General features: G+C 66.6%; 17 protein-coding genes. 7 read left to right on the top strand and 10 right to left on the bottom strand.

All coding sequences use genetic code 11. The features are described from left to right. Positions 1 to 274: 274 nt before the first annotated feature. Positions 275 to 2,254, top strand: coding sequence for a N,N-dimethylformamidase beta subunit family domain-containing protein (locus ACYQ4T_RS17280; protein ID WP_459856673.1), 1,980 nt, complete (start codon positions 275 to 277; stop codon positions 2,252 to 2,254). Between the two features lie 211 nt (positions 2,255 to 2,465). Further along, a complete protein-coding gene (locus tag ACYQ4T_RS17275) occupies positions 2,466 to 2,765 on the top strand; it encodes a DUF1488 family protein (RefSeq protein WP_459856670.1) in 300 nt (99 codons plus the stop codon). A 13-nt stretch (positions 2,766 to 2,778) separates the two neighbouring features. Here the strand turns inward: ACYQ4T_RS17275 and ACYQ4T_RS17270 are convergent, their stop codons facing one another. From ACYQ4T_RS17270 to ACYQ4T_RS17230, 9 genes are all read right to left on the bottom strand, one after another. Beyond that, complete coding sequence (locus ACYQ4T_RS17270) at positions 2,779 to 3,303, bottom strand: hypothetical protein (protein ID WP_459856668.1); 525 nt, start codon at positions 3,301 to 3,303, stop codon at positions 2,779 to 2,781. A gap of 156 nt (positions 3,304 to 3,459) precedes the next feature. Beyond that, the gene (locus ACYQ4T_RS17265) at positions 3,460 to 4,350 is read right to left on the bottom strand and encodes an amidohydrolase family protein (protein WP_459856666.1); all 891 of its coding nucleotides are present in this window, start codon (positions 4,348 to 4,350) and stop codon (positions 3,460 to 3,462) included. Further along, entirely contained in the window at positions 4,347 to 5,456 is a 1,110-nt protein-coding gene (locus ACYQ4T_RS17260; protein WP_459856664.1) for a vWA domain-containing protein, read from the bottom strand. The genes ACYQ4T_RS17265 and ACYQ4T_RS17260 overlap by 4 nt, the downstream gene beginning before the upstream one ends. Next, positions 5,449 to 6,339: an AAA family ATPase gene (locus ACYQ4T_RS17255; protein WP_459856662.1), complete on the bottom strand. Its 891-nt coding sequence runs from the start codon at positions 6,337 to 6,339 to the stop codon at positions 5,449 to 5,451. The genes ACYQ4T_RS17260 and ACYQ4T_RS17255 overlap by 8 nt, the downstream gene beginning before the upstream one ends. Before the next feature lie 13 nt (positions 6,340 to 6,352). Beyond that, positions 6,353 to 6,667, bottom strand: a complete 315-nt coding sequence (locus tag ACYQ4T_RS17250) for an EthD family reductase (RefSeq protein WP_459856659.1) — start codon at positions 6,665 to 6,667, stop codon at positions 6,353 to 6,355. Between the two features lie 32 nt (positions 6,668 to 6,699). After that, positions 6,700 to 7,704, bottom strand: coding sequence for a xanthine dehydrogenase family protein molybdopterin-binding subunit (locus tag ACYQ4T_RS17245; RefSeq protein WP_459856656.1), 1,005 nt, complete (start codon positions 7,702 to 7,704; stop codon positions 6,700 to 6,702). A 1-nt stretch (position 7,705) separates the two neighbouring features. Continuing rightward, positions 7,706 to 9,085 (bottom strand): xanthine dehydrogenase family protein molybdopterin-binding subunit, encoded by a 1,380-nt coding sequence (locus tag ACYQ4T_RS17240; protein WP_459856653.1) that lies wholly within the window; start codon positions 9,083 to 9,085, stop codon positions 7,706 to 7,708. A 5-nt stretch (positions 9,086 to 9,090) separates the two neighbouring features. Then, on the bottom strand, positions 9,091 to 9,594 hold the full coding sequence (locus ACYQ4T_RS17235; RefSeq protein ID WP_459856650.1) for a (2Fe-2S)-binding protein: 504 nt from the start codon (positions 9,592 to 9,594) through the stop codon (positions 9,091 to 9,093). A 52-nt stretch (positions 9,595 to 9,646) separates the two neighbouring features. Next, positions 9,647 to 10,456 carry an FAD binding domain-containing protein gene (locus ACYQ4T_RS17230; RefSeq protein ID WP_459856647.1) on the bottom strand — a complete coding sequence of 270 codons (810 nt, stop codon included), beginning with the start codon at positions 10,454 to 10,456 and terminating at the stop codon, positions 9,647 to 9,649. A gap of 316 nt (positions 10,457 to 10,772) precedes the next feature. On the opposite strand from ACYQ4T_RS17230, the gene ACYQ4T_RS17225 reads away from it, so the two are divergent. Further along, positions 10,773 to 11,459, top strand: coding sequence for a GntR family transcriptional regulator (locus ACYQ4T_RS17225; protein WP_459856644.1), 687 nt, complete (start codon positions 10,773 to 10,775; stop codon positions 11,457 to 11,459). 106 nt (positions 11,460 to 11,565) lie between these two features. Here the strand turns inward: ACYQ4T_RS17225 and ACYQ4T_RS17220 are convergent, their stop codons facing one another. Beyond that, positions 11,566 to 12,810, bottom strand: coding sequence for a sugar-transfer associated ATP-grasp domain-containing protein (locus ACYQ4T_RS17220; protein ID WP_459856641.1), 1,245 nt, complete (start codon positions 12,808 to 12,810; stop codon positions 11,566 to 11,568). Between the two features lie 130 nt (positions 12,811 to 12,940). Here ACYQ4T_RS17220 and ACYQ4T_RS17215 point away from each other — a divergent pair, with 130 nt between their 5' ends. From ACYQ4T_RS17215 to ACYQ4T_RS17200, 4 genes are all read left to right on the top strand, one after another. After that, positions 12,941 to 14,539 carry a zinc-binding metallopeptidase family protein gene (locus ACYQ4T_RS17215; protein WP_459856638.1) on the top strand — a complete coding sequence of 533 codons (1,599 nt, stop codon included), beginning with the start codon at positions 12,941 to 12,943 and terminating at the stop codon, positions 14,537 to 14,539. Between the two features lie 122 nt (positions 14,540 to 14,661). Beyond that, complete coding sequence (locus ACYQ4T_RS17210; protein ID WP_459858048.1) at positions 14,662 to 15,402, top strand: helix-turn-helix domain-containing protein; 741 nt, start codon at positions 14,662 to 14,664, stop codon at positions 15,400 to 15,402. 67 nt (positions 15,403 to 15,469) lie between these two features. Next, positions 15,470 to 16,624, top strand: coding sequence for a trans-sulfuration enzyme family protein (locus ACYQ4T_RS17205; protein ID WP_459856635.1), 1,155 nt, complete (start codon positions 15,470 to 15,472; stop codon positions 16,622 to 16,624). A gap of 4 nt (positions 16,625 to 16,628) precedes the next feature. After that, on the top strand, positions 16,629 to 17,333 hold the full coding sequence (locus ACYQ4T_RS17200; protein WP_459856632.1) for an SDR family NAD(P)-dependent oxidoreductase: 705 nt from the start codon (positions 16,629 to 16,631) through the stop codon (positions 17,331 to 17,333). Positions 17,334 to 17,362: the final 29 nt, after the last annotated feature.

Below are 17,362 nucleotides of genomic sequence, written 5' to 3'. Positions count from 1 at the left end.
CAACGCTTCCCCCAAAAACCCAGACCGGCGCCCCAGCCGATCGATGACGCGAAAACGGCTTCGGCCGCGATGCAATCCCGCAAGGTTCAACCCCAGGGGGATCTGCAGCGGCTCGGACATTCCCTTTGGCATTCCAAGTCGTCAGCGCATTTTCTAAATTGCCCGTATCCGATTTTGTTCCAAAATCGTTGCAGCATCGGTTGCGGTTTGTTGCAGCGGTCTGGCGCGTTGCAGTAGCGCGGACCTGATGCGTCGCCCGGTCAATCATGCAGCATTGAGCGCGGCCGGATACTTCGCTGAGATCGGCGTCGAAGCCGGCGGACAAGCGCGATTCCACCTTTCCTGCTCGGATCCCACGGCGCGAACCCGCGTTTTGCGGCTCGACCATGCGCTTGAGCCCGAGTCGACGGGTTGGTCGATCGCGCCGCGCGGCACCGCATTCGCGGTGCAGAGCCTCGATCCCGGTTCCTGGCTGCGGATACGCCCGCCTGACAGCTTGCTGAGCGCTGCGCTTTGGGTCCTGGAGCTCGAGTTCCGGCTGAGCGCCGCGCCGGCGGGGCGGACGTTGATCGCCGGCGAAGGCTTCAAGGTCGGTTTCGCTGACGACGGCGCGCCGATCTTGAACGGCCGCGACGCGGCGGCTGGGCAGATTCTGCCGATCGGAGCCTGGCTGCATGCGTGGCTATGCAGCCGGGAGGGCGGCCTCTCCCTGGCGGTCTCTGATGGCCGGGACAGATTGGCCGGGCTGTCGGTGCCGCATTCCGGGCAAGTGCCACGGGAGATTCGCCTGGGCGCCGATTTCGCGGGCAAGGTCCCGACCCTCAATGCCGGAATCGGGCGTATCACGCTCGGCGACGCGACCGGGCAAGTCGCCGCGGCGTGGCGTTTCCCGCCGGTGGGGCGGCCGACACAGCTGGCGCCGGTCGAAGGCGCTGGCATCCTGGAGATCCACAACGCGCCGAGCTTCGGCCTGCGCTCACCGCGCTGGGACGGCAGCGTGCTCGATCCGCGGCTGGACCCCGCGCATTACGACGCCGTCGCCTTGCATGACGATGACCTCGCCGAGGCCGGGTGGCCGGAGACCCATCGAGTCGCCGTGCCCGACTCCGCCCAATCCGGAATCTATGCCATCGAGGTGGTGACAGCGACGCAAATGACGCGCTGGCCGTTCTTCGTGACGCCAAAGCGGTGGCAGGCGGAGCTCGCTTTCCTGGTGCCGACCTTCACCTATCTTGCCTATGCCGATGAGCGGCTGCCGCCGGAGCGCTTCCCTTGGGTCTGCGACGATGCCGGCCACCGCTTCGCCCGGGCGAATGCGCTGACCTCGCTCTACGACACCCATAATGACGGCAGCGGCGTCTCGCTCGCAAGCTTCCACCGGCCGCTGGCGACCTTGCGCGACGATTACAACTATCCGCTTTGCGGCGCGCCGCACCTGCTGCCGGTCGATCTGCATCTGCTGCGCTTCCTGCATGCGCAAGGCATCCGCGTCGATCTCCTGACCGATGCGGATCTCGATCGCGGCGGCCTCGCCCAGTTGCAAGGCTATCGCGGTCTCATTACCGGCAGCCATCCGGAATACTGGACCGCCGCGATGCGCGACGCGCTCGACGGCTTCCGCGACGCCGGCGGCCATATCGCCTATCTCGGCGGCAACGGCGGCTATTGGGTCACCGCCTTCGACGGCGACACGATCGAGGTGCGGCGCGGCCTTGCCGGCATCCGCACCTGGAATTCCGAGCCCGGCGAGACGCATCTCGCGATGACGGGCGAGCCCGGCGGCCTGTGGCGCCATCGCGGCCGCGCGGAACATCGGCTGCTCGGCACCGGCTTGCAGGCGATGGGATTCTCGCGCGCGCAACCTTTCCATCGCACGCCGGAATCCTATGCGCCGGACCTCGCCTGGCTGTTCGACGGCGTCGGCGACGGGCCGATCGGCACGGATGGCCTCGTGCTCGGCGGCGCGGCCGGGTACGAGATCGACGCGCGCAGCCTGCGCTGGAACACCCCGGCGCAGACGCGGTTGCTCGCGGTCGCTGACGGCTTCGACGCGGGTTACGTCGTCGACGGCGACGCGACCGAGGATGGATTGCCGATGCCGGCGCGGGGCGAGATGACCCTCGGGGAATCCCGTTCCGGCGGCCTGGTCTTTGCCGCAAGCTCGGTCTCCTGGTGCGGCGCACTGCCGCAAGGAGGAAGCATGAATGCTGTCGGTCGCATAACGATGAACCTGCTGCGCCGCATCACGCGCTGATTGCAGCGCAGCGTGAATCGCATTCACGAAAGCGCCATGCCCTCAAGCGCAAAAATTTCACGCCCGCCCGCTATTGCGATGCCGCTTTGCGATCACCATCCTTTGGTCTCGCCGGTCACCCCTTGGATTGCGGAGTTGGGGATGGGTCGGCGAAAGCGAGGATGCCATCGGGGCAACGTCTTGAATGCCGGGAACACCCGGGGAGGTTAGCTTGTCCTTTCAGCTCGTATCGCCGACATCCTTGCACGATCGCGCCAAGACCATGATCGAGTTCGAGGCGCAATATGATGGCAAGCCGCTGGTCTGCTCGATCAGCCGCCGCCTGCTGGAGCAGCTCGGCAACCGCGAAGGCGCCAGCACCGAAGAGCTGCTGAAGCTGTTCGAGGAACACCGCCCGACCATCGCCGCCATGGTGCGCAACAAGTACGAGGTCGGCGTGGTGGACTTCGTCGGCAAGGTGGTGGTCACCACCGCCGATCTCAACCGGCGCGGCGCGGGTGCGCTGAGCTGAGGTCGCCGCCCGGCTATTTCATCAACTGCACGCGGATCGCGCGCGAGGGATCGGCCTGCGCCGAGATGGTGGAGAGTGCGGCCTGGTAATGCGGCTGGCCGGCATCCTTCGCGGTCTTCGACCTGAGGCGCTGGCGGACATTCTTCAAATTGACCGGACTGATGCCGCGTTTCGCCGCCACGTAATCGATCGCCTCCTGGATCGGCATCTTCTCATGCTGATTGAGGGCGTCGACCAGAGCGGCGGCCAAAGCGAGGTCGGGAGACGCGCCGGAGGTCTTTCTCTCGCCGCCGTTCTCCTTGCCGAGCTCGAACAGCGCGGGCGCGCTGCCGCGGTTGAGTTCTTCCAGCGCCTGGATCAGCTTGTTGACCACGCTCAAGCCCTCGACCGGCGCGCCGGATGCAGCGGCGAACTCCCAGAGCGCGCGCAAGGTCGAGACGGTCGCCGCGCGCTTGCCGGCGCCCTCGCGGGCCAGCGCATAATCGGCCGCCGCGCGCTTCACATCCGCGATCCTGACGTCCTTCTCCCTGGCGTCCATGTCCCGACTCCCCGTCTGGTGAGGTCCTGCGTGGAGCGCGCCCGACCGCGTCTCCGACTGCAATTATCCCGGTATGGTGCAGTGGAATCGGTGCCGCGTCCAGCCGCTTCCGGACCGGCATGTGAGCCCGGCGGATTTGTAATAAATCCGCGCGGGTTAGAGGCGATAGAGCCGACGCGCCGTCGCGGAAAAGACTTGCGCCTGGTCGGCTTCCGGCAAGCCGGCGAGCGCCCCGCGATAGGCGGCGACCAATTCGGGGTAGCTGGACCAGAGCTTCTCGATCGGGAAATTGGAGCCGAAGACACAGCGCCCGGCGCCGAACATCTCGATGGTCGGCAAGGCGATCGCGGCGATATGCGCCGGGTCGACGCGGTGGATGAAGGTGCCGAGGCCGGAGAGCTTGATATAGAGGTTGGGCAATTGCGCCAGGCGCTGCATGCCTTCGCGCCAGGCGGCGCGGCCGGCGGCTGATGTGTCCTCCAGCATGCCGGCATGGAGCAGCACGAAGTTGATGCCGGGGAATTCCTCGATCAGCGCCTCCGAATCCTTCATCTGGCTGGTGAAGACCTGGAGTTCGAACAGCCAGCCGTAATCCTGCAGCTTCGCCAGGTTCTTGCGGAACAGCGGCTCGTTCATGAGATCGGGGCGCGGCGCAAAGCGATAGAGCGGATTCTCGTGCCAATGCAGCTGCATGCGGATGCCGCGCACCAGCTTCGAGGCCTTGGCTTCGGCGGCCAGCATCGCCGGCGCGTCTTCGGCGAGCAGGTTGCAATAGGCGGTCATGCCTTGCAGCACGCCGCTGCTCTTCTTCGCCTCGGCATCGACCCATTCGACCTCGGTCAGCTCGCCTTTCGGCGGCCAGTTGGTCTGACAATAGACCGAGCCGACCACGCCGGTGGCGGCGATATCGCTCAGGTATTCGGCGATCGGATAGTCGCGGCGGATCGGCTCATAGGGGCCGAAGATCCGGGGCTGCATCGGGCCCTTGAGCCAGGCGAGGTCGTCCTGGCGCCAGATGTGATGATGCGCATCGATGATGGGGATCATGCTTTGGTCCATTCCGAGATTTCGGCGGCGAGGTTTTCCAGCGAGGCCGCGCCGCCGATATGGTCGAGGTAGGGTGCCACCGCCGCCATCGCGCGGGTCACCGGCTTGTATGCGGCATCGCGCTTCAGCGGCGTCAGCCAGACCAGACGCTCCGCCAGGCGATCGAGCCGCTGCACCGCGTGGACGAGGAGCGCGGGATCGCCCCGCTCCAATCCGTCGGAGAGGATGACCGCCAGGGCGCCGCGCGCGAGACCGGCATATTGGCGGTGGGCGAGGAAGTCGGTCAGCGAACGGCCGATCTGGGTCCCGCCTTCGAAGTCCGCGACCTTGGCGGCGACGCGCTGCAGGGCGCGGTCGAACACGCCGCCGAGCAGCGCCTCGGTGAGCCGGGTCAACCTGGTGCCGAAGGAGAAGACCTCGACCCGGGCCGAGGTCTCGCCGAGCGCGCGGGCGAAGCGGAGGTAATCCGGCGTCAGGCCCTTGATCGAGCCGGAGACATCGACGAAAAGCAGGACGGGCCGCTTCTTCATCGGCCGCGCGCGGTAGCGAAAGCGGATCAGCTCGCCGCCATGGCGGGCGGCGGCTCGGATCATGCGGCGGAGATCGATTACGTCGCGGGCCGGACCGGGCTTCAAGCGCAGGCTCGGGCGCCGCGGCAGATGGCGCTCGGCGGCGCGGCGGGCGCGTTTGATCAGCGCCTGCTCCCGCGCGTCGGCCCGCCGCGGCGACATCCTGTTCAGGAGATCGTCGGGGCTGGCGGATTGGCCGGTGCCTTCACCGGGCGCGAGCGGCAGCGGCAGCGTGCCGCCATGGAGCGAGTCCGGCTTGCGCACCTCTTCTCCTTCGGATTCGAGCTCGGCGCGCTTCACGCCTTCGCGCCGTTCGTCGAACCAAGCGGCGAAGACCGGGTCGAAACGATCGATCTCCTCCTTGGAGGCGGTGAGCGTGATGCGCGCCTGCCAGTAGAGACCGCGCCGCGTTACCGGCGGCGATGCGGCAAGCGTGTGCAGGAAGTCCTGCTGCTTCTGGTGGGGCGCGGCGATCCCCGCCGCCCGCAAGGCCGCCAAGAATCCGCTCAGATGACCGGCGGCGATTGAGTCAGCCATTGACCGCGCGCAACAGCGGTTCGCCTTCGGTGCGCACGGTTTCGAGATCGTCCTGATCCTTGACCAGGAGGCCGAGGGCACGGCGCAATGCGGTCGGCCAGTCGTTGCCGCCGTCGACCAGAACCTGCCCCGCCCGCGCCCATTCGATCGATTCGGCAATGCCGGGTTTCTTGAGGAGCGCCAGGCGACGGATGCCGTTGACCGCATCGACCAGCGAGGACGCAGCGGCTTCGGTCAAGCCCGGCACCTTGAGTTCCAGGATGCGGCGCTCGCGTGCGGGTTCCGGGAAGTCGATCCAGTGATAGAGGCAGCGGCGCTTCAAGGCATCGTGCAGCTCGCGAGTGCGGTTGGAGGTGAGCACGACGAAGGGCGGATGCGCGGCCTTGATGGTGCCGAGCTCCGGCACGGTGATCTGGAAGTCGCCGAGGAATTCCAGCAGGAAGGCCTCGAACTCCGCATCGGCGCGGTCGACCTCATCGACCAGCAGCACCGCGCCCTGGCCGGAACGCAAGGCCTTCAGCAGCGGCCGTTCGACCAGGAAGCGCGCGTTGAAGACGTCATCCACGCCCGCTTTCTCGCCGTCGGCGCGGACCGCGAGCAGCTGCTTGGCATAATTCCATTCATAAAGCGCCTGCGCGGCGTCGATGCCCTCATAGCATTGCAACCGGATGAGCTCGCGGCCAAGCGCCGTGGAGAGCGCCCGCGCGATCTCGGTCTTGCCGACGCCGGGCTCGCCCTCCAGCAGCAGCGGCTTCTGCAAGGCCATCGCCAGCTGGACGGCGGTCGCCAGGCCTTCATCGGCGAGATAGCCGCCGGCCTCCAGCACGGCGGCGATGCCGGTGCTGGAGGAGAAGTCGGGTTTCGTCTGGGTCGCTTTGGCCATCAATGCCCGAGGGTTAGTGACCGAACTGCGGGTGCTCTTGCGTGACCACGCGGACGCGGCTGCTGACATGGGCCGCGGCATCGGCGCCGGCCGCCTTGCCGCCGTCGGTGGCGAAGGCCTGGGCCATGGCTTCCTCGCTCTCGAACCACATCTCGCTGACCGAATCATAGGTGTTGGCGGGGTCGTCCTTCACCACCACGTCCACCTGGTATTTCTTCATGCCGGGCACGCCGCGGGCGAGCTTCGGGTGCTCTTCCAGCGCCCATTTCTTGTAGTCGGCGAAGCTCATGCCTTCCTTGCGCTTCATCAGCGACATGACCTTGATCATTCTCTTCTCTCCGGTTGCTTCAAGGGAACGGATTACTTGCTCTTCAGCGCGTCGAGGCCGCGCAACACCTTCTCCGGCGTGATCGGCATCGATTCGACGCGGACGCCGCAGGCATCGAAGATCGCGTTGGCGATGGCGGCGATCGGCGAATTGGCGGTCATCTCGCCGATGCCCTTGGCGCCATAGGGACCGTTGGAGGCCGGCCGCTCGATGATGGCGCTTTCCATCACGGCGATATCGCCGGGGCCGGGCATCAGGTATTCGCTGAAATCGAGCGGCCCGTGGGCGCGATCGGGATAATAGGGCTCGGTGGTCTCGTAGAGCGCATGGCTCATGCCCATCCAGGCGCCGCCGACGATTTGCTGATGCGCCATGGCCGGGTTCATCGCCCGGCCGATCTCATAGGCGTTGGTCAGCTTGCGCACGAAGACCTCGCCGGTCTCGTCATCGACCTCGACCTCGGCGACGGTGCAGGCATGGGCCTGGGCCGAATCCGGGTTCATCTCGCCGGTCTCCGGCACGACGTCGCTCTTCGGTTTCATGAAGATGCCGCGCCCGGAAATGGTCTTGCCGTATTTGAAATGCGCAGCCAGCGCGACGTTGAGGACATCGACCGATTTCTCCGGCGAGCCCTTCACATGGATCTTGCCCTTGCCGTCGGTGACGAGATCGGCGGGATCCACCTCCAGTTCCTCGGCCGCCACGTCCAGCATCACCGAACGCGCTTCTCGCGCAGCCATGATGATGGCATTGCCGATCCGGTGCGTGCCCCGGCTGGCGAAGGTGCCCATGCAATGCGGGCCGGTGTCGGTGTCGGCGGTATCAACCCAGACGGTGTCCACCGGCACGCCGAGCGTCTCGGCGCCGATCTGCGCCATCACCGTCTTCAAACCTTGCCCGAGATCGACCGAGGAGAGCGTGATCACGAAGCTGCCGGTCGTGGTGGCATGGATCAGTGCCTGCGAGGGATCGCCGCCCAGATTCATGCCGGTCGGGTAGTTGACGGCGGCGACGCCGCGGCCTTTCAGGATCGCCATCTCACAAGCCCTCCTTATTGAGGGAGCTCATCTTCTTGAAGCGCTCCGGCAGATTGCGGCCGGTCATCTCGGCGGCCTTCTGCATCACCTCCACGAGGGCGCAGCCTTCCGCCTTCTTGCGATGCGCCTTCATATCGCCGTCGCGATAGGCGTTCAGCATGCGGAACTCGATCGGGTCCATCTTGAGCCGGCGGGCGATCCGGTCCATCTGCGATTCCAGCGCGAAATCGCCGATGGTCACGCCGAAGCCGCGCATCGCCGAGGAGGGCGTGCGGTTGGTGTAGACGCAATGCGCATCGACCCAGACATTGGGGATGCTGTAGGGGCCGGGCATATGCGCCGCGGCTTTGGTGGTGCCGTAGGGGGAGTGTCGCGAATAGGCGCCGGCATCGACGTAGAGCGTGACTTTGCGGGCGATGATGCGCCCGTCCTTCATCACGCCGTCCTTGATATAGATCCGCTCGGCGGCGCGCGGCGAGGAGACCTGCATCTCCTCCTCGCGGCTGTAGGCATATTTGACCGGGCGCTGGGTCAGCATGGCGGCGATGATCGCAATCGGCTCGACGGTGACGTCGACCTTGCCGCCGAAGCCGCCCCCCACCGTGCCGCCGATCACGCGCAGCTTGTTGAACGGCAGCCCGACGATCAGCGCGGCGTTGTCGAGCGTAAAATAGCAGGCCTGGGTGTTGGAATAGATGGTGAAGCGGCCGTTGCCCTCCGGCTTCACGATGCAGCCGGTGGTCTCGGTCGGGGCATGCTCGATCGGCGCCGACTGGTAGCGGTGCTCGATCACGTGGTCGGCCTGGGCGAAGGCCTTGTCCACGTCGCCGAAGCGGATGCGGCGGCAGTGATGGCCTTCATAGACGAAGTAGTTCTTGCCATGAGGTTTGATGATCGGGGCGCCGGGCTTCAGCGCCTCCTCGACGTCGAAGACCGCGGCGAGGTCCTTGTAGTCGATCTTCACCTTGGACGCGGCCTCGCCGGCGGCTTCGGCGGTCTCGGCCAGGATGGCGACGATCTGCTCGCCCTGGAACAGCACGCGATCCTCGGGCAAGACCGGCTCGTCGTTGGGCTCGACGCCGATCAGACGCAGGATCGTGTACCAGTTGTTCGGCACGTCCTTGTGCGTGAGGGCCCGGACGAAGCCCGGCACCTTCTCGGCCGGCTTGGTGTCGACCTTCTTCAGCAGCGCATGATGCCGGGTCGAACGCGCCATCTTGAGATGCAGCATGCCCGGGAAGGAGATGTCCTCATAGAACTGGGTCTTGCCGGTGACGTGCGCGCGGGCATCGACGCGCGGCACCGTGGTGCCGACCACGTCGAGCTCGGCCTCGCGCTCGGCGGCGAAGAACTTCGTGTCGATCTGTTCGAAATCCTGCATGGCCGTCACTCCGCTGCCTTTTTGCGGGGAGAAGCGGACTTCTTCATCTTGGCTGCGGCGGCCATGATCGCGTCGATGATCGCCTCGTAGCCGGTGCAGCGACAGACATTGCCGGAGATCGCCCGCACCACATCGGCGCGGCCGGGATTGGGATTGGCCGATAGCAGGCCCTTGGCCGCCATGATCATGCCGCTGGTACAGAAGCCGCATTGCGTGGCGAAATTCTCGATGAAGCTTTCCTGCAGCGCATGCAGCGCTTCGCCGTCGGCCAGGCCTTCCAGCGTCTCGACCTGGCGGTCGCCGATCGTCTCGACCGGAACCAGGCAGGCGAAGACCGGCTTGCCGTCGAGCAGGACCGTGCAGGTGCCGCAGGTGCCTTGCGCACAGCCTTTCTTGGCGGCGGTCAGGCTGAGCGATTCGCGGAGCGCGTCGAGCAGAGTGGTGCCGGGGCGCGTCAGAAACTCCTGCGCGCGGCCGTTGACCTTCAGGGTGACGACAGACGACGGCATGGATCCCCTCCCAGGGAGACGCGCGGCCTATCCGCCGCGTCGCCGGTTGACGTTACTCGCCGAGAATTGCGCGGCGGAAATGCACGGGCAGGACGCGGGCGCGATACCAAGCGCTGGCATAGGCGTCGGTGAAAGGCGCGGCATCCTTGAGCAGCAGTGCACCGGCCTTGGCGACCGCATCGGCGTCGCGCTTCTGGCCCTCCAGCGCCGCCGCGGCCTTGGCCGCGAGCACCGGCTTCGCGCCGCAGCCGCCGAGCGCGATCCGCGCCTTGGCGATCTTGCCTTTGCTCTGCGGCAGATGCGCGGCGATGGTGACGATCGACGCCGAGTTCGCGGCGCGGCGCATCGCCTTGCGGTAGAACCAGCTGCCCTTCTCCGGCCGCTTGAAGCTGATCGCGGTGACGATGGCGTCGCGCGCGATTCCCTTGGCAAAGATCTCGGCGACCGACAGCTTCTTCACGCCGCGCTTGGTGGCGACGGTCGCTTCGGCATCCAATGCCAACAGGCAGACCGCGATATCGCCATAGGGCTGCTCGGTGAACAGATTGCCGCCGATGGTCGCGAGGTTGCGCAGGGTGGGCGAGCCCACCGACTCGATCGCCGGATGCAGGAACGCGAGACCCCGCTCCTCGCCGATCGCGGCCAAGGTGGTCGCGGCGCCGATCGTCACCTTGTCGCCCTTGATCGCGATCCGGTCGAGCTTGCACCGGCTGAGACTCACCAGGGATCCGAGACCGGAGATTCCCGCCTGCACCTTCGGCATCACCAGCGTGCCACCGCCGATCACCAAAGCATCGCGCGCCCGCGCGAGGCTGTCGACGGCCTCGGCGGTGGTGCGCGGAACATCGATTGCTCGAAGCAATGGTTCCTCCCCTGATCTCGACTTCTTATTGCAATCGATTATCGATAGTAGAAAGCTGGAGTCAAGGCTTTGGCAGAGCGTATAAGTGGAAAGGTACACTAAGTGTGACGGGACTCGCTTGAGCCGGGTGCAACCGGTCGGTAGGGTCCCGCGGCCTGACGGCGCCAGAATTTGACGGCGGCAGGGCGGAAGCGACGGCAACAGCAAGAATAAGTTCCCGCGGCACCAGCGAATGCGGGAGACGGCAATGGTCGAATGTCCCGCAAAGGGAAGGTCCAAGGGCCGGCAGTGCCGCGGTGGAGGGGAGATATAGAACGTGAATGAATCCAGCGTGAAGCGGCTGCCGCTTCGGCATCAGATCAAGGAAGCCATCATCGAGCGGATCGTGGCCGGCAAGTTGCGGTCCGGCGACCGCCTGGTCGAGATGAAGATCGCCGCCGAGTTCGGCACCAGCCAGGCGCCGGTGCGCGAGGCCTTGCGCGAGCTGGAGGCGATCGGCTTCCTCTCGGCGACGCCGCATCGCGGTGCCTTCGTGCGCGATTTCTGGCGTCAGGGTCTGAAGGAATTTTACGCCGTGCGCGGCGCGCTCGAGGAATCGGCGACCCGCCAGGCAATGCCGCTGCAGGCGGCGGATATCGAGAAACTCGAAGACGAGCTCGAAGCCATGCACGCGGCGGCGATCGCGCAGAATCTCGACGGCATCGCCAAGCACAGCGTCGCCTTCCACGAGGTGATCGTGAAGGCGGCGCATAACGAGCTGCTCTACACGGTCTGGAAGTCGCTCTGCATCGAGACCCGCACGACGGTGACGTTGATGGCGGCCGGCGACAGCCTGGTCGAGCTGGCCGACAGCCACCGCGAGATCATCGACTCGATCAAGAGCGGCGATGTCGAGGCCGCTTGCCGTGCTGCGCGCCAGCACCAGGACGTCTTCGAGCACCTGCCGGTTCTGGAAGAGGCCGAAGTGGCGAGCGCCGCCGATCCGGAGCAGCCGGCGGCATAGATCCGGCGAAGCCGGACAGAGTCATTGTGGGGCACCCCCACCCATCCTCCCCCGAAGGCGGGGGAGGGGTCAGATAGAGCGCGATGCGTCCGAACGTGATCCGGCGCTAAGGCTTGCGCCACCGCGTCCCGTACGTGAGGTGATGGGCCAGCAGTTGCCCGAGCCTTGCAGCGCCCAGCGGCGCCTTGTGGATCCGCTGCAGGATGTCCTGGTCGGGCAGGCCGTTGGCTTCGACGATCGCCGGACCGTCCTCCAGCACCGCCACGTCCCAACCGATCACCACCCGCTCGCCGAGCTTGGCATGGGCTTCCGCGACCAGCGCCATGACCTCGGGCCAGTAAGGCACAACCCGCCCTTCGATTTGCCCGCCGGTGACGGGATGCACGGCGTGCCAGCGCGTGCTCGGTTTCAGCCCCATGTCGCTGGCCGCACCCAGCCGGCCGGTCGCCGGATCGACCGGCGCCGCGATGCCGCCGGCGTGGAAATTATCCACCGCTGAATCGGCGCGGCTCGGCATCCGCAGCACCGCTCCGATCAGTTCCGGCCGTTCCTGCTCGTCGAGTGCCGTCACCACGCGGAAGGTGGAGAGCGTGCCGAGATTGATGTCGGCCAGGTCGGGATGGTTGAACAGGCGCGGCTGCAGCAGGAGCGGACCGACCCGCGAATGGTCGGCGAGATGCGCCATCAATCCGGCCTCGTCGAGCGACAGGCGGCCGCGCCGCCAGCGCCCCTGCTCGTAGCGCCAGCATTCGGCGCCGCGCCCGCCTTTGCCTTCAGCCAGCTTCACGAAGAGATCGATCGGCGGCAATGCTTCGGCGCTGCGCGCCCTTACCTTGCCTTTCTCGAAACGCGCCAGAACCGGCGCCGCGCGCAACCCGGCCGCAGCGCATTCCATCGCGAAGCTCGCCTTGTCGCGGAACGGGCGGCGGCGGCCGGGGTCGAAGTCGCGCGGCCGCAGCAGGAAGAAGGCACCGCCCTTGGTCTCGGCGCGCAGCAGATATTCGTCGGCCCGCCGGCGATGGTCGTCGAGATAGAGCTCGAACATGTAATAGGCGGAAGGCGGAATGAGATGTCGACGCGCCAGCCGCAGTTGTTCGCCGAACTGCGAGAGGCGGCTCTTGCCGGTCTCACGGGCAACCCGGCCTCCGAGCTTGATGCTGAGCCGCGCCGCCTCCAACAGCGCCCAGGCCGGCCAGGTCGCCGTGGCCAGCCACAAGCCCATCCGCTGGTGCCATTCGGCGCGGCGCCAGACCACCTGACGATAGTTGAGCCGGATGACCTCCGCGTAGGCCAATTCCGGCCCGGCGGGCGCGCGGCGCTTCATCGGTGGCGGATAGAACCAGATCTGCACGCGGTTCGTCTCTTCGTCGGCTCGGCTTGGCTTAAATGGCCCCAGCTTGACAGGTCCGGGACAGGCACCGAATGTCTGCCAGCAATCCCGGCGCGACGCAATGTCGGGCAAGTTACAACGGGGAAAGATCATGCAGCAGCGCGGCGAGAAGGATGTGACGTCGGTCGCCTTCGACTGGGTGAACGAGAACCGCCGCGCGCTCTCCGACTGGAACCAGGTGATCTGGCATTTCGCCGAGCCGGCGTTGCGCGAATACAAGTCCGCCGCCTGGTATGTGGACCGCCTCAGCCGCGAGGGCTTCAAGGTCGAGGCCGGCAGCGGCGGCATGCCGACCGCCTTCTCGGCCAGCTTCGAGAATGGGGACGGCCCGGTGATCGCCGCCTATGCCGAATACGACGCGGTCCCCGGCAATTGCCAGGTCGCCGCCGCGCGCAAGGGACCGCGGCCCGGCCTGTCCAAATACGCGGCCGGCCATACCGATCCGCATTCGGCCCTCGGCATCGCGGCTCTGGGCGGCGCGCTCGCGGCCAAGGCGGCAATGCAGCGGCACGACATCAAGGGCACGATCCGCTTCTTCGGCGAGCCCGCCGAGAAGCTGCGGCTGTCGAAGCCGGTGCATGCGGCCAAGGGATATTACGACGGCATCGACGCGGCGATCAGCTTCCACCCGACCTATATGCTGCCACTCTGCAACACCGTGCGCTGGGACACGCATTGCGGCGCCGCTTACGTCTGCATCTACAGCTTCGAATGCGTCGAGCCGGAATACTGGGGCTCGGCTGATGCCTCGAGCCCGATCCCGGCCTCCCATATCGCGGCGCGGGCGCCTGGCGCCAACGACGCCTTGTTCACGATGTTCGGGCTGACCAAGCAGCTGCAGGCCTCGATGCTGCCCTTCACCACCGGCTGGTCGATCTCGGAAGCGATCCTGACCGCGGGCCAGGCGACCGCGGACAATCTTCCGGCCCATGTCGCGCAGATCCAATACATCTGGCGCGTGCCCGATCTCGGCATGGCCGAGCAAGTCTTGCGCGTGCTCGACAACAATGCCGAGGCCGCCGCCAAGGCGGCGCATTGTACCTGGCGGCGGATCTGGGTCAGCCGCTCGCGGCCCGGCCTCGCCAACCATGCGATGTCGAAGCTGGTCTATGAGAACCTGAAACGCGCCGGCGCCCCGCAATGGGGCGGCGAGGCCATCGCCTCGGCCCAGGCGATCCAGCGCGAGCTCGGGTTGGAGCCGATGGACAAGCCCTATATCGAGGCGATCGAACGGCTGATCGAGCCGGAGGAAGCCGAGCGCCTGCTCCGCCGCAACCTGCCGCCGAGCCAGCTCAACTCGACCTCGGACGACTACACCGAATATTGCTGGCATGCGCCGACCGCGCGCTTCTATGTCGGGCGGCCGATGTTGAAGGCGCCGCGCGGCTTCCACTATCCCGACTGGGTGCTGAACGCGCTCGGCGGCATCCCGGCTTGCATCGATCCGATGATCGAGACGGCGGCCAAGACCATCGCCGGTAGTATCTGCGACCTCCTGACACGTCCCGAGCTGCTGGCCGCGGCCAAAGCCGAGTTCAGCGAGCGGACCGGCGGCGGGATCGGCGGCAGCAACTGGATAAGTCCCCAGCTTCCCAAGGACTTCCGTCCCCCGATCGACTACCGCTGGCCGGAATATGTGACCACCAGCCGGGGCGAGGAATGGTGGATTCCGGCGGCCATGGACGAGTAGATCACACCCGAATATTCAGATATTCACGTCGGGGCACCGCCTTTGACTTGGATCAACGCATCGGGCCGCTTCCCGGCCTAATGATTTACCCTTGAAGAGACCCAGCACGGACCTTGAGGGTGATGCAAGCGACGTATCAGAACCATCCCAACCTGGATGGATCGCTCGAACAACCGCCGACGGCAGAGGATCGGCGCCGCCTGCGCCGCCTGCCGCTGTTTGCCGGCGCCAGCGACGCGACGGTCCAGGACCTGCTGGCGCGCACGCCGATCAACGTCGTGCAGCGGCACCAGCTCGCGGTGCGCGAAGGCGCCGTTCCCAACAGCGTGATGGCGGTGCTGTCCGGCCGGCTGGCGCTGTCGACCCAGATGTCGGGCGAGCAGCCGGTGGTGATCGGCATCGTCGGCCGCGAAGAGATGGTGATGCCGGGCGCCGCCATCGTCGCCTCGCCCTATCCGCTTTCGGCCCGCGCGATCGAAGAGACGCGGATTGCCGTGGTGCCGCTGGCCGATCTCTGGGCTGCGACCGAGCGCGACCGCGGCTTCGCCATGGATCTCGCCCGTCTTGCCAGCGGCGAATGGCAAGGCCTGCTTTCGATGCTGAAGGATTACCGCCTGCGTTCGGCACCGCAGCGTTTCGCCGCCTACCTGGTGCGGCTCGCCAAGGAATCCGGCCGGGCGGAAAGCGGCGCGGTCGAGATCGAGCTGGTCGATGACCGCAAGACCCTGGCCAGCCTGCTCGGCATGACGCCGGAGAACCTCTCCCGCACCATCGCGCAGTTCCGCGAGCGTGGCGTGATCGTCTCCGGCCGCCTGGTCAGCATCCTCGACATCGCCGCCCTCGCCGCCTTCGCCGGCGTTTAACAGCAGCATTGAAGTAGGCCGCTTCGGCATGGGATGATTCCGCCCGGTTTAAGGGAGGACATCATCAATGACGACGGCGGATTGGCGCCCCGAGAGCTGCGCGGCGCAGGCGCTCGGCTGGATCGATTCGAAGACCGGCGCGATCAGTCCGCCGATCCACATGTCCTCCACCTTCTTGCGCGATCCGGATAACCAGTATCGGACCGGCCATTCCTATATCCGTGACGACAACCCGTCCTTCGAGCAGGTCGAGGCCTTGCTGACCAAGCTTGAAGGCGGCGCTTCGGCGCTGGTCTTCGCCTCGGGCATGGCGGCCGTGACCTCGGTCTTCCTCGCGCACAAGCCGGGCGATCACGTGCTCGTGGCCGAGCATGTCTATTACGGCGTGCGCAAGTGGCTGAACGGCTTCGCCAAGCCCTGGGGCCTGCTGGTCGATTATGTCGACATGAGCAACCTCGACGCGGTGAAGCGCGCGACGCGGCCGGGCCAGACCAAGCTGATCTGGACCGAGACGCCGGCCAACCCGGTCTGGACCATCACCGATCTCGCGGCGATCGCCTCGATCGCCCATAATGCCGGCGCCAGGGTCGCCGTGGATTCGACCGTGGCGACGCCGGTCTTCTGCAAGCCGCTGTCGCTCGGCGTCGATCTCGTCATGCACTCCGCCACCAAGTTCCTGAACGGCCATTCCGATCTCTGCGCCGGCGCGCTGATCACACGGGTTGAAGACGAGATGTGGGAGCGGCTCTGGACCATCCGCACGCAGCTCGGCTCCGTGATCGGCTCGATGGAGGCCTGGCTGCTCCTGCGCGGCATGCGCTCGCTGTTCCCGCGGGTGCAATGGGCGGCGCGCTCGGCGCAGCAACTGGCCGAGAAGCTGCTGGCGCATCCCTACGTCGATTCCGTGCTCTATCCCGGGCTCGCGAACTTCCCCGGCCACGACATCGCGAGACGCCAGATGAGCGGCGGCTTCGGCGCCATGCTGTCGATCCGCGTCAAAGGCCGCGAGGCGGGCGCCATCAAGTCGGCCGCCAATGTGAATTTGTGGAAGCGCGCGACCTCATTGGGCGGCACCGAGAGCCTGATCGAGCACCGCGCCAGCATCGAAGGCGATCAATCGACCACGCCGAAGGACCTGTTGCGGCTGTCGGTCGGGCTCGAGGATCCGAACGATCTCTACGAGGACTTGAGCGCGGCGCTCGACGCCGGGCACCGGAACTAGGCGCGTGGCGAATCTTCTCATCCTCGGCGCCAGCCGCGGCCTGGGCGCCGCCTTGATCGAGGGCCTGCCGCGCAAGGGCGATCACGTCTTCGGCCTCTCGCGCTCGGAGCCGGCCTGGTCGCGGCGCAAGTCGGCGATCAAGCGGCATTGGATCGAGGCCGATCTGGCCGAGCTCGGCGCGGTGCAGAACGCGCAGCGCATGATCGGCAAGGCGCCGATCGATGCACTGATCCATGTCGCCGGCATCTGGGACGAGGCAGCATTCGAGGCGATGCATGACGACGAGATCGCCGAGATCCTCGATGTCGACTTGCGGGCCTTCCTCGCCTTCGCCCGCGGCCTCGCGCCCAATCTCCGCCGCGCCGATCACGCCAAGATCATCGCCATCGGCTCGACCACCGGCGTCGAGAACAGCGGCGACATGACCGCCGTCGCCTATGCCGCCGCCAAGTTCGGGTTGCGCGGCGCCTGTCAGGCCTTGCGCCAGCATTTCCGCAAGGACGGCATCGCCGTCACCTGCCTTTCGCCGGGTTCCATCGCCAGCGATGTGTCGCTCGGCGACGGCACGGCGGCGGCGCTGAAGAAGCACCGTGGCAAGCGCATGCCGGTCGCCGACGTCGTCGCCATGACCCGCTGCATCCTCGATCTCTCCCCGGCGGCTTGCGTGAAGGAGATCACCATGCCGGCGCTGAAGGATGCGGATGTTTAAGGACGCCCGTTGAGCCAGCGTCATGGCCG

The sequence above is a fragment of the Dongia sp. agr-C8 genome (assembly GCF_054658695.1).
This window is presented reverse-complemented; position numbering and strand designations above follow the sequence as displayed.